This window comes from Agrobacterium sp. LY4 (assembly GCF_001526585.1).
Lineage (GTDB): Bacteria > Pseudomonadota > Alphaproteobacteria > Rhizobiales > Rhizobiaceae > Agrobacterium > Agrobacterium leguminum.
The window spans coordinates 196,099-221,519 of sequence record NZ_ASYA01000001.1 but is presented as its reverse complement, the minus strand read 5'-3'; the positions used below and the strand labels follow the sequence as shown (position 1 = coordinate 221,519).

Annotated in this window: 28 protein-coding genes and 1 pseudogene; 19 read left to right on the top strand and 10 right to left on the bottom strand. The window is 59.7% G+C overall.

Features of this window, described 5'->3' with window-relative positions; genetic code table 11:
* From L904_RS01100 to guaA, 5 genes are all read left to right on the top strand, one after another.
* Positions 1-1,095 carry a DUF1513 domain-containing protein gene (locus L904_RS01100; RefSeq protein WP_020812395.1) on the top strand — a complete coding sequence of 365 codons (1,095 nt, stop codon included), beginning with the start codon at positions 1-3 and terminating at the stop codon, positions 1,093-1,095.
* Between the two features lie 51 nt (positions 1,096-1,146).
* Positions 1,147-1,599, top strand: coding sequence for a TspO/MBR family protein (locus L904_RS01095; protein ID WP_020812396.1), 453 nt, complete (start codon positions 1,147-1,149; stop codon positions 1,597-1,599).
* A 78-nt stretch (positions 1,600-1,677) separates the two neighbouring features.
* Positions 1,678-2,127 (top strand): PaaI family thioesterase, encoded by a 450-nt coding sequence (locus L904_RS01090; protein ID WP_003520131.1) that lies wholly within the window; start codon positions 1,678-1,680, stop codon positions 2,125-2,127.
* The gene (locus L904_RS01085; RefSeq protein WP_020812397.1) at positions 2,124-2,762 is read left to right on the top strand and encodes a 5'-methylthioadenosine/S-adenosylhomocysteine nucleosidase; all 639 of its coding nucleotides are present in this window, start codon (positions 2,124-2,126) and stop codon (positions 2,760-2,762) included. The genes L904_RS01090 and L904_RS01085 overlap by 4 nt, the downstream gene beginning before the upstream one ends.
* Positions 2,763-2,845: 83 nt before the next feature.
* The gene (guaA, locus tag L904_RS01080; protein WP_020812399.1) at positions 2,846-4,423 is read left to right on the top strand and encodes a glutamine-hydrolyzing GMP synthase; all 1,578 of its coding nucleotides are present in this window, start codon (positions 2,846-2,848) and stop codon (positions 4,421-4,423) included.
* A 69-nt stretch (positions 4,424-4,492) separates the two neighbouring features.
* Here guaA and L904_RS01075 read toward each other — a convergent pair whose 3' ends face one another.
* From L904_RS01075 to L904_RS01055, 5 genes are all read right to left on the bottom strand, one after another.
* A complete protein-coding gene (locus L904_RS01075) occupies positions 4,493-5,485 on the bottom strand; it encodes an AraC family transcriptional regulator (protein WP_020812400.1) in 993 nt (330 codons plus the stop codon).
* Between the two features lie 108 nt (positions 5,486-5,593).
* A complete protein-coding gene (locus tag L904_RS01070; protein WP_020812401.1) occupies positions 5,594-7,141 on the bottom strand; it encodes a methyltransferase regulatory domain-containing protein in 1,548 nt (515 codons plus the stop codon).
* Between the two features lie 346 nt (positions 7,142-7,487).
* Positions 7,488-8,306, bottom strand: coding sequence for an SDR family oxidoreductase (locus L904_RS01065; protein ID WP_020812402.1), 819 nt, complete (start codon positions 8,304-8,306; stop codon positions 7,488-7,490).
* Between the two features lie 193 nt (positions 8,307-8,499).
* Entirely contained in the window at positions 8,500-8,988 is a 489-nt protein-coding gene (locus tag L904_RS01060; RefSeq protein ID WP_020812403.1) for a hypothetical protein, read from the bottom strand.
* A 143-nt stretch (positions 8,989-9,131) separates the two neighbouring features.
* Positions 9,132-9,710 carry a TetR/AcrR family transcriptional regulator gene (locus L904_RS01055; protein ID WP_020812404.1) on the bottom strand — a complete coding sequence of 193 codons (579 nt, stop codon included), beginning with the start codon at positions 9,708-9,710 and terminating at the stop codon, positions 9,132-9,134.
* A 357-nt stretch (positions 9,711-10,067) separates the two neighbouring features.
* Here L904_RS01055 and L904_RS01050 point away from each other — a divergent pair, with 357 nt between their 5' ends.
* Together L904_RS01050 and L904_RS01045 are read left to right on the top strand one after the other, a co-directional pair.
* Positions 10,068-10,769: an isoprenylcysteine carboxylmethyltransferase family protein gene (locus L904_RS01050; RefSeq protein WP_020812405.1), complete on the top strand. Its 702-nt coding sequence runs from the start codon at positions 10,068-10,070 to the stop codon at positions 10,767-10,769.
* A gap of 90 nt (positions 10,770-10,859) precedes the next feature.
* A complete protein-coding gene (locus L904_RS01045) occupies positions 10,860-11,576 on the top strand; it encodes a 2'-5' RNA ligase family protein (protein ID WP_020812406.1) in 717 nt (238 codons plus the stop codon).
* Positions 11,577-11,774: 198 nt separating this feature from the next.
* Here L904_RS01045 and L904_RS28030 read toward each other — a convergent pair whose 3' ends face one another.
* On the bottom strand, positions 11,775-11,942 hold the full coding sequence (locus L904_RS28030; protein WP_003503889.1) for a hypothetical protein: 168 nt from the start codon (positions 11,940-11,942) through the stop codon (positions 11,775-11,777).
* Between the two features lie 237 nt (positions 11,943-12,179).
* On the opposite strand from L904_RS28030, the gene L904_RS01040 reads away from it, so the two are divergent.
* From L904_RS01040 to L904_RS01030, 3 genes are all read left to right on the top strand, one after another.
* On the top strand, positions 12,180-12,527 hold the full coding sequence (locus L904_RS01040; RefSeq protein ID WP_020812407.1) for an ArsC family reductase: 348 nt from the start codon (positions 12,180-12,182) through the stop codon (positions 12,525-12,527).
* A 12-nt stretch (positions 12,528-12,539) separates the two neighbouring features.
* The gene (gene ybaK / locus L904_RS01035; protein ID WP_020812408.1) at positions 12,540-13,016 is read left to right on the top strand and encodes a Cys-tRNA(Pro) deacylase; all 477 of its coding nucleotides are present in this window, start codon (positions 12,540-12,542) and stop codon (positions 13,014-13,016) included.
* Positions 13,017-13,104: 88 nt separating this feature from the next.
* Positions 13,105-14,343, top strand: coding sequence for an aminopeptidase (locus L904_RS01030; RefSeq protein WP_020812409.1), 1,239 nt, complete (start codon positions 13,105-13,107; stop codon positions 14,341-14,343).
* A gap of 6 nt (positions 14,344-14,349) precedes the next feature.
* On the opposite strand, the gene L904_RS01025 is transcribed toward L904_RS01030, so the two are convergent.
* Positions 14,350-15,213: an EamA family transporter gene (locus L904_RS01025; RefSeq protein WP_020812410.1), complete on the bottom strand. Its 864-nt coding sequence runs from the start codon at positions 15,211-15,213 to the stop codon at positions 14,350-14,352.
* 81 nt (positions 15,214-15,294) lie between these two features.
* Between L904_RS01025 and L904_RS01020 the strand changes: the two genes are divergently transcribed.
* From L904_RS01020 to L904_RS01010, 3 genes are all read left to right on the top strand, one after another.
* Complete coding sequence (locus tag L904_RS01020; protein WP_020812411.1) at positions 15,295-15,795, top strand: MarR family winged helix-turn-helix transcriptional regulator; 501 nt, start codon at positions 15,295-15,297, stop codon at positions 15,793-15,795.
* 107 nt (positions 15,796-15,902) lie between these two features.
* A complete protein-coding gene (locus L904_RS01015; protein WP_003520144.1) occupies positions 15,903-16,610 on the top strand; it encodes a FadR/GntR family transcriptional regulator in 708 nt (235 codons plus the stop codon).
* A 57-nt stretch (positions 16,611-16,667) separates the two neighbouring features.
* Positions 16,668-17,870 carry a mandelate racemase/muconate lactonizing enzyme family protein gene (locus L904_RS01010; RefSeq protein ID WP_020812412.1) on the top strand — a complete coding sequence of 401 codons (1,203 nt, stop codon included), beginning with the start codon at positions 16,668-16,670 and terminating at the stop codon, positions 17,868-17,870.
* Here the strand turns inward: L904_RS01010 and xseA are convergent, their stop codons facing one another.
* The gene (gene xseA / locus L904_RS01005) at positions 17,871-19,469 is read right to left on the bottom strand and encodes an exodeoxyribonuclease VII large subunit (protein ID WP_020812413.1); all 1,599 of its coding nucleotides are present in this window, start codon (positions 19,467-19,469) and stop codon (positions 17,871-17,873) included.
* 189 nt (positions 19,470-19,658) lie between these two features.
* On the opposite strand from xseA, the gene L904_RS01000 reads away from it, so the two are divergent.
* Both L904_RS01000 and L904_RS00995 read left to right on the top strand, forming a co-directional pair.
* Entirely contained in the window at positions 19,659-19,901 is a 243-nt protein-coding gene (locus L904_RS01000; protein ID WP_020812414.1) for a hypothetical protein, read from the top strand.
* Between the two features lie 12 nt (positions 19,902-19,913).
* Complete coding sequence (locus L904_RS00995) at positions 19,914-20,285, top strand: hypothetical protein (protein ID WP_020812415.1); 372 nt, start codon at positions 19,914-19,916, stop codon at positions 20,283-20,285.
* Here L904_RS00995 and L904_RS00990 read toward each other — a convergent pair.
* Positions 20,282-21,265, bottom strand: a complete 984-nt coding sequence (locus tag L904_RS00990) for a Gfo/Idh/MocA family protein (RefSeq protein WP_020812416.1) — start codon at positions 21,263-21,265, stop codon at positions 20,282-20,284. The genes L904_RS00995 and L904_RS00990 overlap by 4 nt on opposite strands.
* Positions 21,266-21,445: 180 nt before the next feature.
* Between L904_RS00990 and L904_RS00985 the strand changes: the two genes are divergently transcribed.
* The 4 genes from L904_RS00985 to L904_RS00970 all read left to right on the top strand — a co-directional run bounded on the left by L904_RS00985 (position 21,446) and on the right by L904_RS00970 (position 24,494).
* Positions 21,446-22,006, top strand: coding sequence for a cysteine hydrolase family protein (locus tag L904_RS00985; RefSeq protein ID WP_031234336.1), 561 nt, complete (start codon positions 21,446-21,448; stop codon positions 22,004-22,006).
* Entirely contained in the window at positions 22,006-22,989 is a 984-nt protein-coding gene (locus L904_RS00980; RefSeq protein ID WP_020812418.1) for a GlxA family transcriptional regulator, read from the top strand. The genes L904_RS00985 and L904_RS00980 overlap by 1 nt, the downstream gene beginning before the upstream one ends.
* 109 nt (positions 22,990-23,098) lie before the next feature.
* Positions 23,099-24,049: an aldo/keto reductase gene (locus L904_RS00975; RefSeq protein ID WP_020812419.1), complete on the top strand. Its 951-nt coding sequence runs from the start codon at positions 23,099-23,101 to the stop codon at positions 24,047-24,049.
* 1 nt (position 24,050) lies between these two features.
* A complete protein-coding gene (locus L904_RS00970; protein WP_020812420.1) occupies positions 24,051-24,494 on the top strand; it encodes a GNAT family N-acetyltransferase in 444 nt (147 codons plus the stop codon).
* On the opposite strand, the pseudogene L904_RS00965 reads toward L904_RS00970, so the two are convergent.
* Positions 24,476-25,384 (bottom strand): annotated as a pseudogene (locus tag L904_RS00965) (LysR family transcriptional regulator). The gene L904_RS00970 and the pseudogene L904_RS00965 overlap by 19 nt on opposite strands.
* Between the last annotated feature and the right edge of the window lie 37 nt (positions 25,385-25,421).

Here is a 25,421-nt window from a genome sequence, read left to right as displayed (position 1 = left end):
ATGATCTCCGGCACCAAACGGATGCTGATAGATCGGCGCAGCTTCATCAAAGCGGCGGGAGTTCCCTTCCTCGCCGCGCTGGCTCCCCGTTCACTTTATGCGCTGGAGCGGACAGACGCGGTCTTTGCCTCCGCCTTCCGGGCCCGTGACGGGTCCTACGGCATTGCGACGGTGAGCGAGCGCGGCGAGATCATCGACCGCGTGGCGCTTCCTGCCCGCGCCCATGGAATGGCGACAAGCCATACGACCGGCGTGACCGTGGCCTTTGCGCGCCGGCCCGGCACCTTCTTCATGGCCTTCGACCCCGCGCGGCGCGGCGAACCGATCGTGATGCACACGCCGGAAAACCGCCACTTCTACGGCCATGGGCAATTCTCTCCTGACGGGGCGATCCTCTATGCCAGCGAAAACGACTTCGACGGCAATCGCGGCGTTATCGGGCTCTATGACGCCCGCAACGGCTTTGCCCGCATCGGCGAATATGATGCGCATGGCATCGGCACGCATGACATGACGGTGAGCGATGACGGCCGGCTGATCGTGATCGCCAATGGCGGCATCGAAACCCATCCGGATTTCGGCCGAACCAAACTCAATATCGACAATATGCAGCCGTCCCTCGTGCTTCTGGACGCCTCGACCGGGCAAGTGATCCAGAAACACGCCATGCCGGCGCATCTGCGGCAGCTTTCCACCCGCCATGTCGATCTCGGCGATGACGGGCGTATCTGGTTCGCCTGCCAATATGAGGGACCGCGCAACGATCTCCCGCCGCTTGTCGGCCATTTCTCCAGGGGCGAGGCTCTCACCTTCGTCGATCTGCCGGAAGAAACGACGGTGCGCCTTGCCAATTATGTCGGGGCCATTGCCGTCAACCGGCGCGATGGGCTGGTGGGCCTGACCTCGCCCAACGGCAACGCCGCCGTGACGCTGGATGCGAAAACCGGGCGCGTCGTTTCCGAGACGACCGTGCGGGAAGCGGCAGGCGTCGCGCCCGCCGCAAGAGGCATTGCGGTTTCTTCCTATGACGGCTTTTTCGAGACCCGGCGCAGCGACGTGGCGTGGGACCAGCACATCGTGCGTCTGTCCAGCTAAAATACTGAAAAGACAGGGGAACAAAAGTCCGGCCGGCGCATTGGACGGATCATGAGAAACCTTGCCGTCTATGTCGTTTTTGTGGTTGCTGTTGTTGCCGTGGGGGCGCTGATCGGCGTCAACAATGTGCCCGGCGAATGGTATCAATCGCTGCAGAAGCCTTTCTTCAATCCGCCCAACTGGATTTTCGGGCCTGTCTGGACCGCGCTTTACGTGCTGATCGGCATTGCCGGCGCACGGACATGGATCCGCAAGCCGATGGGAACGCGCATGCGGCTCTGGTTCACGCAGATGGTGCTGAACTTCCTGTGGTCCCCGATTTTTTTCGGAATGCAAAGCCCGGCGGGGGCGCTCATCATCATCATTCCGATGCTGATCTGCATCGTCGCCTTCGTGGCGCTCGCCTACCGTCGTGACCGCATATCCATGTGGCTTTTCGTGCCCTATGCCGTGTGGGTCGCCTTTGCCACGGTGCTGAATGCAAGCATCGGCATGTTGAACTAAATCCCCGCACCGCCCTTGCCTTGCCTGCCGCTACGCGCCATGTCAGTTTGCGATGAGGCAGAAGCAGGCAGGTAGGCCATGGAGATCACGGATCCCGGCGATTTTCGTCAGCGGATAGAAAGAAGCTTTGCGCGGCAGGGCGTGGTGCAGGCGATTAACGCCGAGATCAGCCGTATCGAACACCGGCTGGTGGAAATCGAACTCCCTTTTCATGAAAAGCTGACGCAACAGCACGGCATATTGCATGCGGGCGTCATCGCCGCCGGTCTGGACACCGCCTGCACCTATGCCGCCTATACGATCATCGAGCCGGAAGCCTCGCTGCTGACCATCGAGTTCAAGGTTAATCTCATGTCGCCCGGGCGCGGCGAGCGGTTCCTGTTTCGCGGCGAGATCATCAAGCCAGGGAACAACCTGATCGTCGCCGATGGCCGCGCCTATGCGCTGTCCGACGGGCCGGCGAAGCTCATCGCCTCCATGACGGGCACGATGATGGTCGTGAAGGGGCGCGAGGATATTACCGGATGAGCTACCGGCTTTTGCATGTTGCGGATAAATCCGTCCTCTTCGTCATGGCGGCTTCCCCCGAATACGGTCCCCATCTCCAGGCACGCATTGCGCCGCTGATGACCGGTATCGGCCCGGTCGAAGCGGCGATTGCGGTCACGGCCGTTCTTGCCGGTCTCGATGCGGCCGATCACCTGCCGGACCTCGTCGTTTCGCTCGGTTCCGCCGGTTCGCGAACGCTGGAGCAAACCGGGATCTATCAGGCGATTTCGGTTTCCTATCGCGACATGGACGCCTCCGCCTTCGGTTTCGAAAAGGGCTGCACGCCGCTGCTCGATCTGCCCGCAGAAGTGGCCTTGCCTTTGCGGATACCCGAAATTGCCGAGGCGCGGCTTTCCACGGGCGCCAATGTCGTTTCAGGCGAGGCCTACGGGCTGATCGACGCCGATATGGTGGAAATGGAAACCTTTGCGGTTTTAAGAGCCTGCCAGCGCTTCGGCGTACCGCTCGTCAGTCTGCGCGGCATTTCCGATGGCAAGGTGGATGTGAACCATGTGGACGACTGGACGGAGTACCTGCACATCATCGATGAAAAGCTGGCCGATGCCGTCCACCGGCTTTGCCGCGCCATAGAGGACGGCGTGATTGCCCTTTAGAACCTTGCGATTTTCGCAAATTTCCGCTGTTTGACGCCCGCTTCCGGGTTGCCTAAAGCCGCCATTTTCTTTAAAGGCTCGCCATGACCCAGATAGCCCATCCCGACAGCATTCTCATCATCGATTTCGGCAGCCAGGTGACGCAGCTGATTGCGCGCCGCATCCGCGAAGCCGGGGTCTATTGCGAAATCCATCCGTTCCAGAATGCCGCAGAGGCATTCGAGAAGCTTCAGCCCAAGGGCGTGATCTTCTCCGGCGGCCCCGCATCTGTCACAGCGGAAGGAAGCCCGCGCGCACCGCAGGCGGTGTTCGACAGCAAGGTTCCGATCCTCGGCATCTGCTACGGCCAGCAAACGCTCTGCACGCAGCTCGGCGGTGTGGTCGAGGGTGGCCATGCGGCGGAATTCGGCCGCGCCGATATCGACATCAAGAAGGCGAGCCCGCTTTTCGAAGGCTTCTGGGAACAGGGCAAGAGCTACCCCGTCTGGATGAGCCATGGCGACCGCGTGACGAAGCTGCCGGAAGGTTTCGAGGTCATCGCAACCTCCGAGAACGCACCTTTCGCCATCGCCGCCGACGAGACGCGCCATTATTACACCACCATGTTCCACCCGGAAGTGGTGCATACGCCTGACGGCGGCAAGCTGCTGTCCAACTTCGTGCACAAGATCGTCGGCCTCAAATCCGACTGGACGATGGCGGCCTATCGCGCCGAGATGATCCGCAAGATCCGCGAACAGGTCGGCACCGGCCGCGTGCTCTGCGCGCTTTCCGGCGGCGTCGATTCCTCGGTTGCGGCCATCCTCATTCATGAGGCGATCGGCGACCAGCTCACCTGCGTTTACGTCGACCACGGCCTGATGCGGCTTGGCGAAAGCGAGCAGGTCGTCGGCATGTTCCGTGACCATTACAATATTCCGCTGGTGCATGTGGATGCCGCGGACCTGTTCCTCGGCGAACTGTCGGGCGTTTCCGATCCGGAAGTGAAGCGCAAGACCATCGGCCGCCTGTTCATCGAGGTCTTCGAGGCCGAAGCGGCCAAGATTGCTGCCGACGGCAAGGGCGCACCGAATTTCCTGGCGCAGGGCACGCTTTACCCCGACGTCATCGAAAGCGTCTCCTTCTCCGGCGGCCCGTCGGTCACCATCAAGAGCCACCACAATGTCGGCGGTCTTCCCGAGCGGATGAACATGCAGCTCGTCGAGCCGCTGCGCGAACTCTTCAAGGATGAAGTGCGCGCGCTCGGCCGTGAACTCGGCCTGCCGGACAGCTTCATCGGCCGCCACCCCTTCCCCGGCCCGGGCCTGGCAATCCGCTGCCCCGGTGCGATTACCCGTGAGAAGCTCGATATTCTGCGCAAGGCGGATGCGATCTATCTCGATGAAATCCGCAAGGCCGGTCTCTACGACACCATCTGGCAGGCTTTCGCCGTGCTGCTGCCGGTGCAGACCGTGGGCGTCATGGGCGATTACCGTACCTATGACTTCGTCTGCGCGCTTCGCGCCGTGACCTCGGTGGATGGCATGACGGCGGATTTCTATCCCTACGACATGAATTTCCTTGGCCGCGCGGCAACCCGCATCATCAACGAAGTACGCGGCATCAATCGCGTCGTCTATGACGTGACGAGCAAGCCGCCCGGCACGATCGAGTGGGAATGATTTTGGCCTACCAAAACGCCGCTGCGTGCCAATCTGAACGGCAGACGCCCGTGGGCCTAGCGGCTCCGCTCATTGTTTATACCTGACACTATCCGGCGTCTTTCCTGTCCAAGCTCGAAAGGCCCGATAGAAGGAATTCGGTTCATCAAAGCCGAGCAGGAAAGAGATTTCCGCCAGAGGCAGGGTTGTCTTTCTGAGGTAGTGGTGTGCAAGCGCTGCGCGCGTCTCTGCCAGGAGTTGCTGATAACTGGCACCTTCGGATTCGATGCGCCGTTGCAAGGTTCGCTTGCTCATCACGAGTTTCCCGGCGATCGCCTCGATGGAAATACGGCCGCTCGGGATCCCCGCGAGAAGAGCCTCTCGAACGCGTTGCGACGTCGTGACCTCTCCATCGAGTTCGGCCAGCTGCTGACGTAAATGCGGCTCGAAAGTTGCCCACATTCGCGCATTTGATGTCAGGAAAGGGCGGATCGCATCGGCCGCGCCGAAGACGATCTGATGGCGCGCTCCCTGTTTCAGGCTTGCACCCAAAAATGCTTCATAGGGGGCGATCGGCGAGGGCAGGACAGGCGTCGTTACTGCGACTGGAATAACCGTCTCGCGCGTACCCATGCGAGCGAGCGAAACGAAAAAGAGCAATTCCAGCAGGATCAGGGAACCCGGCGGCTGCGTCGTACAGATCCACGAAAGTTCCAGGGTCATCTTGTCATGCTCCTCCGACACCTCAAGGCGCATTGGCGCGATCAGCCGCTTGTATTGAGCGATACGGCGGACGGCCGTCACGAGGTTAGGGCTGCACAAGGCAGCGAAGATCGGCGGCGAAAAAGCTTCGCCGCGGATCGCTTCGCATACCCGCAGCGGGAAAAGTCCATCACCCGCTTCCGCCTCCATTCCGTTCCAGAGGCGGTGGTATTCATCGGGCGGGAGGCGAACCGAGGGGTGTTGCAGAAGATCGTCCGGCAGGCCTGCACGCCGCAGGGCGTTGGCCGGGACGATGCCGAGGTCCTTGAAGACCATACGCCATGTCGCGGTGTCGAGTGCGTAGGTGTCAGATGGGGCCATTCTGGTTTCTCGCGCTACGATTTAAGCCATCCATTCGCAGAGCACATTTCACAGAAAAGAACATGGCCGGCAGCACTCTTAGCAATGCCGACCGGGCGCTTTATGTATCTATTGCACTATACGCAAGGATCGACATACAGGAAGCAGATTATCGGCAAACACGTTCGCCCGTGCTGTGAGTTCGGTCAAATTCTCTTCCTCGGTTTCGAGCGCTCTTCCCTCCTTCAACAATTTTTGTCCCTGGGGAGCAAGCACCGACCAGGCATGATGGGCCCATTCTTCCGGCCGCTCTTTACAGTCGCCGATCGCCAGAAGAAAAAGCTGTTCGAACCTGTCCAGCCTGACACCTCCGCCGGTCACCGGAGAAGCGAGAAACTGTAGCGTTTCGCTGTCCTTCGCATTCCTGCAAACAGCAGCGTTGAACGCGCCGCAGCTTTTCTCGCGCTGCGCCTGCCCCTCCTCCCGCAAACATGGCTGGAGGTATCCCGCGCCAACGAGGGCGGTCAGCGTATCCGTAACCTGTCCCCAGGACAGGGAACGGCCAACGATGGTATCGCTCAAAATTTCCCGCGTGGTGACGGGACCACCAGAGAGAACATTCAGCAGCGGCTCGTAAATCGCCTCCTGAAGCTGCTGATTTGAGAAACGCCTTTTCAGGGCTGCGGCAACGACGTCGCGAGGCCTGGAAAGCGCAAACCTGGCATCGATCCAGCCGCCCGCCGAACTTCGAACCGTATGGGGAATAGCGCCCTTTACGAACAGGTCCCGACGAAACTGCTCATTCGTCACGAAGGCTTTCAAAGTCTCGCGCTGTATCGGATCCAACTCTGCTGCCAATAAGGCCTGCTGCTCGATGCTGAGCAACTGGCTCTCGACCGCATCGAGCAAGTCGACCGACCCGAGGAATGAGAGCTTCGCCGCAGACAATTCCCTGACGGCATCCGAAAAATACATGGGATGCCAGTCCTCATTGAAATATTCGTGCGCGAGGTAGTTGCGCGACATCTGCTGCATCTGGCCAAAATGCGTTTTCACCGCGGGATTGTTCTTGAAATATCCCGCATCCGATTTGAGGAGCGTATCCGCGAATTCGAGGGCTTCCTCGATGCGCAGCTGCAGCGGTCCTGAATTCCGATTTGCCCGATCGAGGAGAATGCGCCGCAAAGGCAGGGTGGCGGCCCAGCCAGGGAGCGTGTTGTAACTGATGAAGACCAGACCGCCGGGCTTCAGCTTGCGAAAGATGAAGTCCATGATCTGGCCGCGGTTCCTCGCCGATATCCAGCTGAAGACCCCATGGAGGGCGATGATATCGAAACCATTCGGAAGCGAGGGTTCATCGGCAAAATCCGCAAAGGCATGCTCGTAAAAGTGCACATTGGCGAGTGCGGCGTCACCCGCCAACGATCGCGCGCCGGCAATGTGGGCGGGATTGAAATCATTGGCATAAAATTCAATGTCGGGATTGGCGGCGGCAAGAAGATTGGTCGAAAAGCCCTGACCGCAGCCAAGCTCGCAATATTTCAGTGACCGGCCTTCCAGGGCAAACTTCTGTCCCCTACAAAGGGCCGCAAAACCCAACAAGGCAGGCGTCAATTCCCGGTAAAAATCGAACGTATAGTCCAGGCCATCTACATAGCCTTGCGTCCAAGTCGTCAAAATGCACCTGCTTTGCTGGGGTTGTGATCTGGGCCGATCAAGCCAGGGCATCGGCGGGCGGTATGCTGCTTTGCTCCGAAACCCGATCGGAGTTCGTGTTCAACGGGCCCGACCTTGGGTGTCTGCTCATAGGACGGGATGTCGGGCCCGCCATGCGGCACCAACAAGGGCGGAATGCGCCTAGGAATGGCCGTCGCTGCTCGCTCGCGCACCCGCAGGTAGGAGAGAAGTTCACCACCCGATTCCGCCCCCACTTCCGCTCCGGAAGCGGGGGAAATCGGGCAGGAGGCGTATCGGGGGAGCTGATGAACCCTTGGATACTCCGGCGCGCCGCAGGGGCGACGACTTAAGCCATCCCGAATTGTGCCTTCATACCAGCGAAGAACTCTGCGTCGTCCGACGCGTAGCGCGCGGCAAGGAGCTGCTCCGCATCGGCGCCGGCGGCATAGCGGAGCCGGTCGCTCTCGTCCGTTGTGGCCTCGTAAACGACTTCCGCAATCGTTTCTGGCGACGATGTTTGATCCTTCATCGAATTCGCCAGATCCCACATGCCCTGAATAACGGGCTGATATTCAACAAGTGCCGGATCGTTGTTGTGCTCGAAGGACCGACCGGAAAAATCCGTGTTGATCATGCCGGGCTGGACGATTTTCACGCGGATGCCGAGGGGTGCAAGCTCATATTGCAGCGCTTCGGAAAGGCCTTCCACCGCGAATTTCGTGCCGTGATAGAGCGCGCCTGTTGGAAAGGCGATCCGTCCGCCCATCGATGAGATGTTGACGATGGTGCCGCTGCGGTTTTTCCGAAAATGCGGCAAAAGGGCTTTGGTCGTTGCCATGAGGCCAAGGACATTCACGTCATACTGGCGGCGCATGCTCTCCAGCGGCGTCGCCTCAAGGGGTCCATAGGCACCGTATCCCGCATTGTTGACAAGAGCATCGATACGCCCGAACCGCGCCAAACCGGCGACCAGCGCGGCGGTGATCGACGTGACATCCTGAACGTCGAGACGGGTAACGAGCGTGTTTGCAAGCTTCGTCAGTTCTGTTTCGGCCCCGGGGTCGCGCATTGTCGCGATGACGTTCCATCCCTTCGCTTGAAAGAGCTTGGCCGTGGCACGGCCGAGGCCGCTCGAAGTTCCGGTAATGAGGATCGTTCCAGTCATTTGCACTTCCCAATTCTGTGACGAGCCTCAATCTATCTGACTGGTCTTTGGGTGGCAGTATCGGAGCACGCCAATGTACAATCGAAGCGCGCCAACCATTCCATGATTAGGCGCGGTAGGGGCCCTTCCCCAATCCACCGTGGCTGCGGCAACGCCACTGGGGTTGGACACAGACTTGGATATAGCGCTGCGACTAGTTCGCGGCGTTTCTGTTTTGTCGTGCGAGATAGATGATCTGGGCGGTCAGGCCGACCACGAGGATCGCCAGCAACCCTGCCTGAGCGCCGAGAAGCAGCGGCGATTTCAGGTCCGTAACCAGAGGGTGACCGTCTGGAACACGACGCAGGATTTCACTGACCGTCGGGACCATCAAAAGAAACGCACTGATGCTGAGACAGATGGTTTCAATATATCTGGCCATGCGCGTTGAACCCAGAACGCCTTCGATGCCGTAACCTGCGAGCAGGAACAGGATGGTCAGGACGCCAACGCCGTAACTGATCGGCTGATGCGCCACGAGGAAGACCGTCGCAGCGCCAATCAGCATGGAGACAAGATAAAGAGTGCCTAACGCTGATCGGGGAACGATTCGACCGTGGCGGGCAAACATGTAAATGGCGGCGGGAATGGCTGGCAGGCTTCCAAGCGTATGGATCCAGCCGAGCGGAGAAATTCCGAACATGAGAGATTGCCTTTCTCGTCCAGAAGGACGTGGTGGTCCGGGAAGCAGACCGTCATCGACAAATCTGCGAGCTTAATACGGTCTATTTTTTCGGTGGCGTGCCGCTCAGGTCATGCATCGAGCTCCCTCGCGAAACTCCGAATTTAAGCGGTCATGCGCTCCAGCATGGGGCGGGTTATTGCGCCAAAAGTCGTCGCATCACCATGGGCACGGGCGGAAAGCATCGCGCCGTGCACGGTGGCCATGAAGATTTCAGCGTTCGCTCTGGCGGTCCCGCTCAGCGCGAGGCGCCCCTGGGCAACGCCACTTTCCAGAACGGCGGTTAGCCAGTCGGAGAGATTTCGAAAATGCGCGCGCACTTCAAGAGCGACCGTTTCAGGAAGAACCGGAATTTCACTGGCGAGCAGAGCGCAGACGCAGAAGGGATGAGTGGCCTCGGCGATACAGCCCTCCCAATAGCCGATATAGGCGCGGAGCTGTTCGAGCGGGTTGGAAATGTTTCGCTCCAGTTCGGCGATACCGGCTTCGGCCTCCTGCCTGTATTGAGCGACAAGTTTTTGGACCAGATCGGACTTACTGGGAAAATGGTGGTGAATGCTCGCATTGCGGATGCCGACCACAGCGGAAATGTCGGCATAGCTGAAACTGTTGTAGCCGCCCTTTATGATCAGGGAGCGTGCGCAACGGAGGATTTCATCGGCTTTGGTCTGTGGATTTTTCATGAGAGTAGCCTACCAACTAGTAGGTAGAATGTCAACGCCAGGCGGTTTTAACCTATGAACGCTGAAAGGAGCTTACCGGAGACCGAGTGCGCGTGACGGATATGGCGAGCCTATTCCAAGGCCGATGGCAGCTGATCCACGCCCCGAACCGAGGCCGCATCGTCCGGGTCCAGAAGCTCGTGTCATGCGGTTGACGAGCCACGAAGCCGCTTGCACGTTTGACTTTGCGCCGTTTTTCGCCAGTATTTCGACCATCCTTTGCAGAGCACCGTCGGTCCGGCACGGCTTTAGCCAGTGCCATGCAGTCCGTTAGGACAGGCTACGTTCGCCTGCAAAGGACAATGGGGGAGCCCGTCGATGACACACGATGTCGATCCGAAGCCAATGTCACGCGCCGCCGCGATCCTCTACGCCATTATTTCACCGCTCAGTCTGATGGCCCTGATCTTTCTGCCTGCGGGCCGGATCGGCTGGTGTCCGGGCTGGGTTTTCCTCGCGGTTGTCGTCGCCGCCTTTGGCCTTTCCGCGCTAGTATTGGCGCTTGTGAACCCGGTCATTTTCCGCGCGCGCAGCCGGTTCCAGCCGGGCACCAAGACATGGGACCTGTTTCTCGTCACCGGTATCCTTCTCGCTTTTGCCGCTGAAATCCCGGTTGCGGCACTCGACGCCGGCCGGATGGGGTGGTCCATCGTGCCGCTTTGGGCCATTCTGCTCGGGTATATCCTGCTTGTCGGCGGCATTGGGGTTACGGCGTGGGCCCAAGCCGTCAATCCGTTCTTCGAGCCGGGTGTCCGCATCCAAAGCGAGCGCGGACAGCAGGTGATCACGTCGGGCCCATACGGTATCGTGCGCCACCCCGGTTACACGTCCGCAATCGCCATGTTCACTGGCATACCGCTCGCATTGGGTTCCTGGGTGGCGCTGCTCCCCGCCGCTTTGGCCATCGCCCTGCTGATCCTGCGCACCGGCTGGGAAGATCGTCTGCTCCAGGCCGAATTGCCCGGTTATGCTGATTATGCCCGTGAAAGGCGCTATCGGCTATTTCCCGGCATCTGGTAAGCGCCTAATGCTTTTGTTCTCCTTTTGTTCTTTCAATTATTGCCATTGGTGATAATATCCCGGCCCGGGCAAAGGCCGTGGAGCATCGCTATGGGTTTCGGGTTGGCAGATGAAGGAGGTTTAAAGCAGCTTTTCTTCGAAGGATGGGAGCCGGAGAAAATACGGCGTTTCAATCCGCGATTTAGCAGCAAGCTCTTGATCACGGTGAAACCGCCGGCAGCCCTGGCGGAGCGAATTTTTGCCGATGCGTCGCGCCATGCCGCAGGGCGGACGAAGCGTGAGGCCTATCCGCCGGAGCTTCTGCATATAACCCTGCTCTGTATTGGAGGTTTCGAGACCGTGCCTCACGGGCTGGTAAAGAGGCTGAAGGCAGCGCTGGGCGAGATCAAGGCGCGGCCCGTTCCGATCACATTCGATGGAACATCGCTTTTCGGCAATCGCAGCAGTCTGGCGCTACGCAGCAGCCGCGAGATGCTGGAACTTAAGGCTCTGGCGAAAATGGTGCAGCGCGCCCTTTGGCGGGCAAACCTGCCCTATGTCGCCGCATCGTCGTTTACGCCACATCTCACCGTTATCTACGGCTGCGGGAAAATTGAGCTGATGCCGGCTGACAAACCCTATAGCTGGCTTGCGGGGAGCTTCGAACTCGTTTTCAGCCACAATGGCGAAACACGGCATGAACTGCTCGGGCGCTTCGCACTCTCGCCGAAAGCGGAGCGTTATGAACGGCCTGAAAGCCAGCTACATTTGCCGGAAAAAGTGATCGGACCTTCGAAACGGCCGACACAAAGGGCGTCGGTGCGATAACATGCACCTGAAGCGGCATAGCGCTCTGATACCGACAATTTTTCCGCATTCTCCATTGGGAACTATGCGGAACCTTCTTGTGCGAATCCGACGCTCTTCGCGCCAGTTGCACATCCGCCGCGCCAGCCGAAAACCGATCCGGTTATCGATTCTGAGCGCAAGCGAGGCGATATCGCCTCGCAACGGATGATGATCAGCTTAGAGCTGTACCTTGTCGAAAGCCTTGCCGTCGATGCCGAGGGCTTCGAGATCGGCGCGGGCGGGCTTGCGATGTGCGCGAACAGCGGCCGAAACCGAGAGCGCTGCACCGAGAACGGCGAAAGTTTCACCGAAGAAGTTACGCGATGTCTTTGCAACCTGACGCATTTTTCTCTCCATCTTTGATGCCTAGATAATGGGCATTTCCGGCCCGTTCTACAACTCATGATGCAGCAGGGAAGCCATGCAGCTTTGCTCGCGCTCGTTTGGATATCAGCCATTGCGATTTTGCATGGCTTAGGCACCGGGACCGGGTATATGCGCAGGGCACTTCAGCAGGCAGGTTGAATAAGACGGATATTTTGTTATGCCGGAAGTGCTTTTAGAGACGAAGAGGCAGATGGCATGACGGTCACGATTTACGGCATCAAAAACTGCGACACGATGAAGAAGGCCAGAAGCTGGCTGGAAGCCAACGGTGTCGACTATTCTTTCCATGACTATAAGGCGGCCGGCATCGACCGTGCCCATCTGGAAACATGGTGCGATGCCGCGGGCTGGGAAACGGTTCTCAACCGCGCCGGCACCACCTTCAAGAAACTCGATGACGGTCAGAAGGCCGATCTCACCCGTGAAAAGGCCATCGGGCTGATGCTGGAGCAGCCCTCCATGATCAAGCGTCCCGTGCTGGAAGCGAAGGACAGGATAACCGTCGGTTTCAAGCCTGAAACCTACCAGACCCTTTTTGCGTGAACGCAGCCCGCCATGTCCAAAACAACCCGTGCCACCCAAATGCTGACCAAGGCCGGCGTTGCCTTCACCACCGTTACCTATGACTACGATCCGAATGCCGACCGCATCGGCCTGCAGGCGGCCGAGGCGATCGGTGAGCCACCGCATCTGGTGCTGAAAACGCTGATGGCGGAGCTGGACGGCAAGCCGGTCTGCGTCGTCGTCCCTTCGGATCGCGAGGTTAGTATGAAGAAGCTGGCCGCCGCCTTCGGGGGCAAATCCGCCAGCATGATGAAGCCTGCCGATGCGGAGCGAGCCACCGGTTATCATGTCGGCGGTATCAGCCCCTTCGGGCAGAAGAAACAGGTGCCGACGGCCATCGAGGCCGGTGCCATGGCGCATGATTATGTCTACATGAATGGCGGACAACGCGGCCTGCAGGTGAGGCTTTCGCCCCGCGATGCCCAAAGCGCACTGAAGGCCATTGCCGCGCCGCTGGTCGCCGATTGAAGCGCAGGAGGCGCGCCTGAAAGCATTTGGCTTTCGGAAGGAATGGGCTATGGTCAGCGCCTCCTATTGAAATAGACGAAGGCAGATCATGACCATTTCCCCCATCGATCCCGTCAAACTCGAAAAACTGGCCGAAGTCGCCGTCAAGGTCGGCCTGCAATTGCAGAAGGATCAGGATCTGGTGATTACCGCACCGCTGGCGGCCCTGCCGCTGGTGCGATTTTTGACCAAACACGCCTATATGGCGGGTGGCGGGCTGGTCACCACCTTCTATTCCGACGAAGAAACCACGCTTGCCCGCTATCGCCACGCCAGCGACGCCAATTTCGACCGGGCTTCCGGCTGGCTCTACGAAGGCATGGCGAAAGCCTATGCCAATGGCGCGGCGCGGCTGGCGATTGCCGGCGACAACCCCATGCTGCTGGCCGAACAGGACCCCACCAAGGTAGCCCGCGCCAACAAGGCCAACTCCATGGCCTACAAGCCGGCGCTGGAGAAGATTTCCAATTTCGACATCAACTGGAACATCATCTCCTATCCGAATCCCTCCTGGGCAAAGCAGGTCTTTCCGGATGTGACGGAAGACGAAGCTGTTCGCAAGCTCGCGGACGCCATCTTCGCCGCATCGCGGGTGGATCTGGCCGACCCGGTCGCGGCCTGGGCGCAGCACAATGCCAATCTCGCCAAACGTTCGGCATGGCTGAACGGCGAGCGCTTCTCTGCGCTGCATTTCACCGGCCCCGGCACGGATGTGAAGATCGGCCTGGCGGACGGCCATGAATGGCATGGCGGCGCCTCCACCGCCAAGAATGGCGTGACCTGCAACCCGAATATCCCAACGGAAGAAGTCTTCACCACCCCGCATGCGCTGCGTGTCGACGGTTACGTCTCCAGCACCAAGCCGCTGTCGCATCAGGGAACGCTGATCGACGACATCCAGGTAAAGTTCGAAGCCGGCCGCATCGTCGAAGCCAAGGCTTCGAAGGGCGAAGCGGTGCTGAACAAGGTGCTCGACACCGATGAGGGCGCGCGGCGTCTCGGCGAAGTGGCGCTGGTGCCGCATTCCTCGCCGATTTCGGCAAGCGGCATCCTGTTCTACAATACGCTTTTCGATGAAAACGCCTCCTGCCACATCGCGCTTGGCCAATGCTATTCGAAATGCTTCCTCGACGGCGCTTCGCTGTCGCAGGATGAGATCAAGGCGCAGGGCGGCAACTCAAGCCTGATCCATATCGATTGGATGATCGGTTCCGACAAGGTGGATATTGACGGCGTGAAGCCGGACGGCTCCACGGTTCCGGTGATGCGCAAGGGCGAATGGGCCTGACGACACCTATCTCGGCAACTGGCTGCGCTGACTGAGCCAGATGCTGAAAAGCACCGCAACAAAACCGGCGATCTGCGCTGGCGTAAGGCTTTGGCCGAGCGCCAGCCAGCCGAGCAGGGTTGCAACGACCGGGCTTAGAAAACCGAGCGATGCGGCGGCGGAAGGTTCGATGCGGGCAAGCCCGCGAAACCACAGAAAATAGGTCGCGGCGGCACCGATAAGTCCCAGATAGGCCATGCCGAGAATATTGGCCGCTGTCGGCGTCGGCAGGGCTGGCTCCAGGAAATAGGCGACCGGCAGCAAGAGAAGGCCGCCCGCCGTCAATTGCCAGGCGGTGAATGTGAGGTTCGACACCGGCGGCCGCCATTTACGGGTCAGCACCGTTCCGAAAGCCATGGAGACGGCACCGGCAAGACCTGCCGCCACGCCGATACCATCCAGCGCAGCGCCCGGCGCCAGAACCAGAAGCGCAACGCCGACAATGCCCAGAAAACCGGCCGCGATGGCCAGCGGCCGGACGGGTGCGGCGAGAAACAGCCGGGAAAGGCCAATCACGATCAGGGGCTGCACTGCGCCCACCGTTGCCGCCACGCCGCCCGGCAGCCGATAGGCCGACACAAAAAGCATCGCCCAGAAAAACGAGAAATTCAGCGCTCCGAGAATGAAGCTGCGCGGCCACCAGATACCGTGCGGCAGCTTTCTTACGAAAAGCAGCAAAAGCACGCCGGCCGGCAATGCGCGCAGCATCGCGACATGAAAGGGATAACCGTGCGGCAAAAATTCGGTCGTCACGAAATAGGTGGTTCCCCAGATGGCGGGGGCAAGGGCTGTCACCAGCACATCGGCGGCATAGGTCGTATTTTTCTTCATTTCAAGAATCTCTACATCAAGATAAATGCAATCTAGCCAATTTTATCTTGACGTCAAGACATCAATTGTTATGCCTTGGTGATGAACAAAGAACCGCTGGACCACGTCGATCACATTCTGGCGCAATGGCGCAGGGAGCGACCCGATCTCGATGTCGGCCCCATGGGGTTGCTCGGGCGCCTGAACCGTCTCAGCACTCATCTCGGCCGGGAGGTGGAGGCGGTGCTGCTGAAGCACGGGCTTTCCTCTTCCGCTTTCGATGTGCTGGCGACATTGCGGCGCTCCGGCTCGCCTTACCGGCTTTCCCCCGGCGATCTTTTGGCCATGACGATGGTGAGTTCCGGCACCATGACCAACCGGATCGACCAGCTCGAGAAAGCCGGGCTGGTGGAGCGCATCCATAACCCGAACGACCGGCGCAGCGTCCTGATATCGTTGACGGAACGGGGATTTGCCATTGTCGAGGAAGCGGCAGGCGCTCACGTCGAAAACCAGCATCGCCTGGTCGCCGGTCTCAACGAAGAAGAGCGTGCGACGCTGAACCGGCTGCTGAAACGGTTTTTGCGGGATTTCGAAAAGTAGGCTTTTCAGCCCGACAAACACACAATGGGTCCGTGATGGCGCTTGTTTCGCTCCAAAAAGTCCTGTAAGCAATTTTCCATAAACCTGTACTACAGGTTGGAGGAAAAATGTTAACTGCCATTTCGCATGAATCCGGTCTCGTCAGCAGCACGATCGGCGCTATCACCCGCCATATCCGCGAAAACGAACTTGCACCGGGAGCGAAGCTCCCCAGCGAGCTTTCGCTCTCGCAGCAGCTCGGTGTTTCCCGTACCGTCGTTCGCGAGGCTTTCCGGTCCCTCTCGGCCATGCGGCTCATCGACGTGAGTGCCGGCAAGCGCGCGACGGTGGCGACGCTAGATCACGGTGCAATGTCCTTGATGTTCGAACATGGCATTCACACCGAACAGATCAACATCCAGCAGATCTACGATGTGCGCCGCACAATCGAAGTCAGAACCGTGACGCTCGCGGCACTGAGGCGCACGGATGCAGAAGCGCTCACCATTCTCGACCATGCCAACAATATGGAGCGGGATTTCGGCGACAACGACAAGGTCATGGAACACGACCTTGCTTTTCACATCGCCGTCGCCAGGGCCTCCAAGAACCCGGTTTTCGAACTCATTCTTGGCGCTTTCCAGAACGTGACGCGCCAGACATGGCCAATCGGCTGGAAAAGCCGCACATCCGATGCGCAGCGCCATGCCGCAAGCGAACTTCACATCGCCATCGGACAGGCCATTGCCGCCGGCGATCCGCAAACGGCTTCAACACTGATGGCGCGGCATTTCGATGAAAGCGTGCACGCGCTTCTGGCAGCCGGCATCGCCTGATTTTTCAAACACGGTTCCAGACGGAACACGACCTGCCTCTGGAGGAGGAGACACTTCATGAAAATCACAAAACTCGAGACCGTCCGCGTGGCGGAACGGACGAACTTGCTCTGGGTTCTGGTCCATACGGATGAGGGTATTACAGGGCTCGGCGAAACCTTCTTCGGAGCGGAGACGGTGGAGACCTATGTGCATGAATATATCGCCCCCCGCGTGATCGGGCGCGATCCGCTGCAGATCGACCTTCTGGCGCAGGACCTCGTCGGTTATCTCGGCTTCCGTTCATCGGGCGCGGAAGTGCGCGGCAACTCCGCCTTCGATATTGCGCTGTGGGATATTTTCGGCAAGGCCACAAATCAGCCCATCGCCCAGCTGCTCGGCGGTTTCAGCCGCAAGGAAATCCGCACCTACAATACCTGCGCGGGCACCGAATATATCAAGAAGGCCACCGGGCAGCAGACGGCCAATTACGGCCTCTCCAGCGGCAAGGATTACGACGACCTCAACGGCTTCCTACACCGCGCTGACGAGCTTGCCCATTCGCTGCTGGAAGAGGGCATCACGGCCATGAAGATCTGGCCGTTCGATGCGGCGGCGGAAAAGACGCGCGGGCAATATATCTCGATGCCGGACCTGAAAAGTGCGCTCGAGCCATTCGAAAAAATTCGCAAGGCGGTGGGTGACAGGATGGATATCATGGTGGAGTTTCACTCCATGTGGCAGCTTCTGCCCGCCATGCAGATCGCCAAGGCGCTCACTCCCTACCAGACCTTCTGGCATGAAGACCCCATCAAGATGGACAGTCTTTCCAGCCTGGCGCGTTATGCCGCCGTTTCGCCTGCGCCCATTTCCGCCTCGGAAACGCTCGGTTCACGCTGGGCCTTCCGCGATCTGCTGGAGACAGGTGCTGCCGGTGTGGTGATGCTGGACATCAGCTGGTGCGGCGGGCTTTCGGAGGCGCGCAAGATCGCTTCGATGGCGGAAGCCTGGCATCTGCCGGTCGCCCCGCATGATTGCACCGGGCCGGTGGTGCTCTGCGCCTCCACCCATCTGTCGCTCAACGCGCCGAACGCGCTGGTGCAGGAAAGCGTGCGCGCCTTCTATAAAACCTGGTATCGCGATCTCGTCACCGCATTGCCGGAGGTGAAGAACGGCATGATCACTGTGCCGCCAGGCGCCGGCCTTGGCATGGAACTGCATCCCGATATCGAAAAGACCTTCACCGTCAGCCGCCGTTTTTCGGATGCGGTGTCGATCTGATCAGAACAGGCTGCCCTGATTTCCCGGATCGGAAGAAGCCGGTTTCGCCGGCTTCTTTTTGGGCACTACAGGGTTATCAGGGGATGGCGTCCCCTCCCCCGTCGTGATGGCCGAGACGCGGCCATCGGCAAATTCCATCGAGACCACAGCACCTGAAGCGACAGCGGCAGCGCGGGTCAGCGGCCGGTTCTCCTCATCGCGGATCACGGCATAACCGCGTTTCAGCACGTTTTTATAAGACAGCGATTGCAGGATGCGGTCATGGGCGGCAAGGCCTGCGCGGTTCTGCGCCATGCGGTGCAATACGGCGGTATCGGCCCGGCGCGCGCCGGTGACGACCCGCTCCTTCTGCCGCTCCAACTGGCCGAGCAGCCGGGCGGGAAGCGAACGCAGCGCGGAATCGAAGGCATCGACACGGCCTTTTCCCTGCAGCAGACGGCGCTCCACCAGGGTCTCGGCCCGATGCATGCGCTCGGTAATCCGTTGCCTGTGCTGTTTGAGACCATTCAGCAAGGTTTCCGGCCTGAGACCCGAGGCGGACCGTTCGAAGGCGCGGCGCTTGTTCAGCGTGGTCAATTCTAGTCCACGCCCGAGACCGCTCGCGACCTCGTCGAAACGGCGGCGCGGCAGGGCCAAAAGCTGATCGAGCGACGGCAGCGCGCGTACCAGCGCCCGCACGCCCTGACGGCGATTGTCCATCTGCCGCGAGACCGAGCCTGAAAGACGCGCGGCAAGGCCGGAGAGCTGCGCTTCCAGTTCCGCTCGCACCGGCACGGCCATTTCGGCGGCCCCCGTCGGGGTCGGCGCACGCACATCGGCGGCGTAGTCGATCAAGGTCGTATCGGTTTCATGCCCGACGGCGGAAATCAGCGGAATTTCGCTTTCGGCAGCGGCGCGTACGACGATTTCGTCGTTGAAGCTCCAGAGGTCCTCCAGACTGCCGCCGCCGCGCGCGACAATCAGCACATCCGGCCGCGCAATCTCACCGCCGGGCTGAAGCGCGTTGAAACCGCGAATGGCGTTCGCCACCTCCTCGCCCGAACCTTCCCCCTGCACCTTGACCGGCCAGACGACCACATGGACCGGAAAGCGATCCGAAATGCGGTGAAGAATATCGCGAATGACAGCGCCCGTGGGCGAAGTGACGACGCCGATGACATGCGGCATGAAGGGCAGCCGGCGCTTGCGGGCCGCATCGAACAGCCCTTCCGCCGCCAGACGCCGGCGACGATCTTCGAGAAGCGCCATCAGCGCGCCAGCGCCGGCAGGCTCGAGGCTTTCTATGACGATCTGGTATTTCGACGAGCCGGGAAAGGTTGTGACCTTGCCGGTGGCGATGACTTCCATGCCCTCTTCCGGGCGGAACTTCAGCCGCGAGAAAGTGCCTTTCCAGATCACCGCATCGATACGGGCGCGGTCGTCCTTCAGCGAGAAATAGGCGTGTCCGGACGAATGCGGCCCACGATAACCGGAAATCTCGCCGCGCACCCGCACCTGCTCGAAAGCCGTCTCCACCGTGCGCTTGATGGAACCCGACAGTTCGGAGACCGAGAACTCGGCAAGATTGCTCAATGCTGCGTGGGAGAAGATATCGCTCATGCCCGTTTGTAACCAAAACCCGTCGATTCGGAAATGCCGGCGCCGGCCAGCCTCATTTTAACGGCGATGAAACCATATCCTCAACTAACGAGTTAGGAAAATGGGGATTGGAGGAGGAAACAAGGGTTCGTTAGGGAAAACGGCGTTACGTCTTGCCCCAGGCCCGGCAACCAAAGAGGAGGCGGCATCATGATTTTTCTTACCGCCACAGCGCTCGGCGTAACCGCAGTTGCGCTCCGTTCGGTTTTCAGCATCGTTTTCATCTGCATGATGATTATCGGTGCCTATGGCGTGGCGATTGCACTTTCTTCCACAGCCGTGCCCTTGATGTCGCTGCTTCTGGCGCTCGCCGGTTACAATTTCGGTGTCGTGGGTGTCGTCCTCGGCCTTCTGGTGCTGCAGCGCCCGCGTTCCACCCAGCCAACCCTCTAAAAGCCCACGGTCTTGAGGCTTCCGCACTTTGCGCTGACCGAGATTTGCGGACTGGCCGTCGACCTTGCCGTTACCTGTCTGCTTATCTTCTATCTCGGTGTCGATCCGCTGGCCGCCCGTTTGCCGGGCGCAGCAACGGGGCTTGCAACAAGCTGGCGGCTGAACCGTGCAAATGGTGAGGCGTCAGCCAGGCTGAACAGCTTTCTGATGAATGCCGTCACACTCACCTCACGTATCGTCAGTGTCGGCCTGTTTGCCCTGCTGCAATGGCGCAATCCTCTCGTCCAGCCGTTCGTCCCGCTTGCCTTTTCAATAATCGCAGCACTGGCGCTGGCGCTCTACGGCTATTGGCGGCTTCAAAAGCAACGGCAAGATCAGGACTAAACCGTCTCCCAGCCATCCTTTTCCGCCGCCCGGTAGATAGCGTCGATGAAAAGCTGGTTCTTTCTCGAGCTTTCCAGCGTCACGACATCGCCCTCGCCCTTCGCCGCACGGGCAAAGGCCTCCGCCTCCAGCTTATATTGGCGGCTATCCTGAAACCGGAATATTTGCGACTGGTTATGGGCCTGATTGGTCAGTTCGATCTCTTCCGCACCCCAGCGATTGGCGTTGAAGGGAGACTTGACCTCAATGTACCCCTCAGTGCCATGGAAAACCATGAGCTGACGGGCGGCAAGCTGTGTAGCCAGATAAAAACTCAGTTCGAAATCGCCGAAATCGGCCCTGACACTGGAATAGATATCCGTGCCGAATTCCTTGTCGCGCTCGACGGTGGCCTGTACGCGCCGGGGCTCCGCGCCGGTAGCGAAGCGGGTAACGATGGTCGGGTAAACGCCGATATCCGGCAGGGCGCCGCCACCCAGTTCGGGAATATTGCGCATATTGCCGGGCTCGCGGTTGAAATAGCTGAAAGCGCCCTGAACATGCTTCAGTGTGCCTATCGCGCCGGATGCCAGCAATTCCTTCACCTTCTCCCAGACGGGCGCATAGGTGACCATGAAGGCTTCCGAGACGATAACACGGTTGCGGTCACGCGCGGCGATGAGGGTGTCGATCTCCCCCGCCTTCAATGCAATCGGCTTTTCACACAAAACATGCTTGCCGGCATCGGCAGCCTTGATGGTCCATTCCACATGCTGCGAGGTCGGAAGCGGAATATAGACGGCGTCGATCACATCCGAGGCCAGCATCTCCTCATAGGAGCCGAAGGCGTGGGGCACGGAAAAACGATCCGCCACCGCACACGCCTTGGCGAGGTCACGGCTGGCGATGGCGCTGACCACGCAGTTCTGCGCATCCTGTATCGCCGGAATGACGTGATCCTGAGCGATTTTCGCCGTTGAGATTATTCCGAAGCGCAGCATTCCATTCTCCCGCTCTGCCATCCGTCGGAAACTTACCATCGTCACACGGTCTGGCAAGCCGCAGATGCATGACAGAACAAGGTATGGCTGAATTTGTCCTGTCTTTGTCGGAATACCTGCTTTTCTCCGATCTGGATAAGAGGAATTATGCTATGCACGAACCCAATGGAGAAACATGAAATGTCCTCTTCCCATACAGCACTGCTTGTCATCGACGTTCAGGAATCCTTTCGGCATGCACCATATTTCGAGGAAAGCGAGCTTGCCGCCTATCTGGAGAAGCAGCAGGCACTGATCGACGGTGCAAGGGCTGCGGGCATTCCCGTCGTGCAAATCTTCCATGTCGATGGCGACAGGGCCTTTTCAAAAGACAGCGGCTATATCCGGGCGCTGGAGGGTGTGCGGATTACCCCAGATGTCACCTTTCACAAGAACCGCCATTCGGCTTTTGCCGGCACCGGCCTCGAAATCTGGCTGACGCAGAAGGGCATCAACCGGCTGATCGTCTCCGGCATCCGTACCGAACAATGTTGCGAAACCACCACCCGTCACGCTTCCGATCTCGGTTATAGCGTCGACTACGTCACCGAAGCGACGCTGACTTTCCCGATGACACATGCTTCCGGCACCGTCTTCAGCCCGGACGATATCCGCAAGCGGACCGAGCTGGTGCTGGCCGGCCGCTTCGCGCGCATCGTGACCGTCGATGACGCACTTGCCGCCGTGAAAGAGGCCGCCTGATGGATAAAGGCGGCACGCGCACCATTCCCTTTTATACGCTTGTGCCGCCACATGCGCTGTTGCTCGATATTGCCGGTCCGCTCGAAGTGATCCGTTATGCCAACGGGGAACAACGGGACATTCATTTCGACTGCCGCTACATTGCTGCGACTGACAAACAACAATCTTCCATCGGCCTTGCGCTTTCAGGGCTGGAGAGCTTGCCTGAGACCCTGCCGAAAAATGCTTTCCTGCTGATCTCCGGCAGCACGTCACGCTTCGACAACGATCCGGAGACACGGCGAGAGCGGCAGGCGCTGGCGGCATGGCTGCGCCGTGCGGTGCGCCCCGATACGACAGTCATTTCCATCTGTTCCGGCGCGCTGCTGGCGGGCGAAGCCGGGCTTTTCGACGGGCGCAACTGCACGACCCATGCCGACTGCGTTGAGGGGCTGCGCCGCATCGCGCCACTGTCCCAGGTGGCCGAAAACCGCCTTTTCGTCGAGGATGGCAACCGCTTCTCAAGTGCCGGCATTTCCACCGGCATCGATCTGATGCTGCATGTGGTTTCCCGGCTGACATCCCCGGCGGTCGCGGCGCGTATTGCCAAAACAATGGTGGTTTATCTCAGGCGCAGCGGCAGCGATCCGCAAATCTCCCCCTGGCTCACCGGCCGCAACCACATCCACCCGGCCATTCACCGGGTTCAGGACCGGGTGATGGCCGAACCGGCGCAGGACTGGTCGCTGGAGCGGCTGGCCGATATTGCGGCGCTCAGTGAACGGCATTTATCGCGTCTGTTTCGCGAGCATACCGGCATCAGCGTCATCGACTATGTCAACCTTATGCGGGTCAATCTCGCGCGCGACATTCTTGCCAACAGCCGTCTCGATATGGAAGCCATCGCCGAGAGGGCGGGCTTTGCTTCCGCCCGGCATTTGCGGCGCGTGTGGCAACAGCATAATCGCCTTCCGCCCAGCCACTATCGCGGCTCTCAGGCCTGATAATCTCAGACCCCGCTGCTTCCTGATGAATGCCATCAAAGGAATTGAATGGTTATGCGGATGAGCAGTTGCTAACCTTGCCACCAAGACAGCAACAGGAGCATTCCCCGTGGAAAAACGAAGCCTCGGCCGCACCGGCCTCTCCATCGCCCCGATCGTTTTCGGCGGTAACGTGTTCGGCTGGACAGCGGATGAGAAGACTTCCTTTGCTCTGCTCGACGCCTTTTTCGACGCCGGGTTCAACGCCATCGACACGGCGGATGTCTATTCCGCATGGGTGGACGGGCATGTGGGCGGCGAATCCGAGGCCATTATCGGCAAATGGCTGAAGCAGTCGAGCGTGAAGCGTGAGGATGCAGTGATCGTCACCAAGGTCGGTTTTGACAATCGCGGCCAGAAGACCGGCCTCAGCGCCAAATGGATCGCAGAAGCTGTCGAAGCCTCGCTGAAGCGGCTGCAAACCGACTATATCGACCTTTACCTCGCGCACAAGCCGGATGCGGATGTACCGCTGGAGGAAACGCTCACCGCCTTCGCAAAGCTGAAGGAACAGGGAAAAATCCGCGCCATCGGCTGCTCCAATTATTCCGCCAGCCAGCTTCAGGACGCGCTGGACACGGCTGCGAAGAACAATCTTCACCGTTATGACGTGCTGCAGCCGGAATATAATCTCTATAACCGCGCGGATTTCGAAGGTCCGCTTGCCGAGCTTTGCCAGAAGGAAGAGATCGGCGTCATCAATTATTACAGCCTCGCCGCCGGTTTCCTGACCGGGAAATATCGTGCCAAGGCCGATACGGAAGGCGTCGCCCGCAGCTATCGCGTGGGCGAATATGTCAATACGCGCGGGCTTGCCATTCTGGGCGCCATGGATGCGGTGGCAGTGGAAACCGGGGCCAAGCTTGCCGATATCGCGCTGGCCTGGCTATTGCGAAAGAAGGCGATAACCGCGCCGATCGCCAGCGCCACCAGCCTGTCCCAGCTTGAAAGCTTCAAACGCGCCGTCGAGTTAAAGCTGACGGATGAGATGATGACGCTGCTCGACAAGGCGGGCGCGTAACATGGAACTCAGAATTCGCGATGCGCAGCCGGCTGACCGGACGGAATGGCTGCGCCTGTGGAACGACTATCTCGCCTTTTATGATGTCGATCTTGCCGATGACGTGACCGACCATACATGGGCGCGCATTCTCGATCCCGCATCCCGCGTCTCCATGCGGGTGGCCATGCTCGGCGACCGCATGGCCGGTTTCGCCATTCACCACTTCCATGATTCCACCTGGGTGAAGACGCCCGACTGCTATCTGGAAGACCTGTTTGTCGATGGCGAAATCCGCGGCAAGGGAACGGGCCGGGCGCTGATGGACGATCTTGTCGCCATCTGCAAGGAAAAGGGCTGGTCACGGCTGTACTGGCATACCGGCGAGGATAATCACCGCGCCCAGAAGCTCTACGACAGCTACGTGAAAAGCGACGGCCATATCCGCTATCGCATCAAGTTCTGATCAACTCCTGAAGCGGAAGAAATCCACGAAAGCCCTCAGCGCCGGTCTCATCTGCCGGCGTGATGGATAATAGATGTAAAAACCGTCGAACGGGGCGCACCAGTCCTCAAGCACGCGGATCAGCCTGCCCGCCCGAATATCATCTTCAACACGCTGCTCGAAAACAAAGGCAAGCCCTGCCCCGTCGATGGCAGCCCGGCGAATGAGGCTCTGGTCCGACAGGATCAGCGGCCCCTGCACATCGACCACCAATGGCTTGCCATTCTTCTCCAGTTCCCAGCGATAGATAAGGCCGCTGGCGAAACGCCGGCGGATGCAGCGATGCCGAATAAGATCCCGTGGATCCTGCGGCGGTGGATTTTCTGCGAAATAGGAGGGCGCGCCAACAATAGCGCCACGCCATGCGCCGCTCGCTTTCACCGCAATCATATCCGCATCGAGATGCTCCCCGAGCCGCAGACCGGCATCGAACCTTTCGCGACAATATCCTCGAAGCGATCATCCGTTGAAATTTCCAGTGAAATGTCGGGATAGAGCCGCAGGAACTCACCCAGCCGGGGCACGATGAGGTCCTCGGCAGCAAGTCGCGGCAGGGTGATGCGCAGGGGGCCGGCCGGTCTTCCGCCCTGCTCGGCAAGCGTCTCGATGACCGCATCGATATCGGCAAGCGCCGGGCCAAGCGTCTCGAGAAGCCGCTTGCCTTCCTCTGTCGGAGAAACGCTGCGGGTGGTACGATGAAGCAGGCGCAGCCCGAGGCTCGCCTCCAGCGACGACACCGCATGGCTGACGGCGGAAGGGGCAATGGCAAGTTCGGCGGCGGCCTTGCGAAAGCTGCGGCCTTCAGCAACGGCGGCGAGAACGGCCAGCTGGGAGAGTTGCACACGGTTCATTGTTCTAAATGATAGAACAACCCAAGCGGATTTGCAG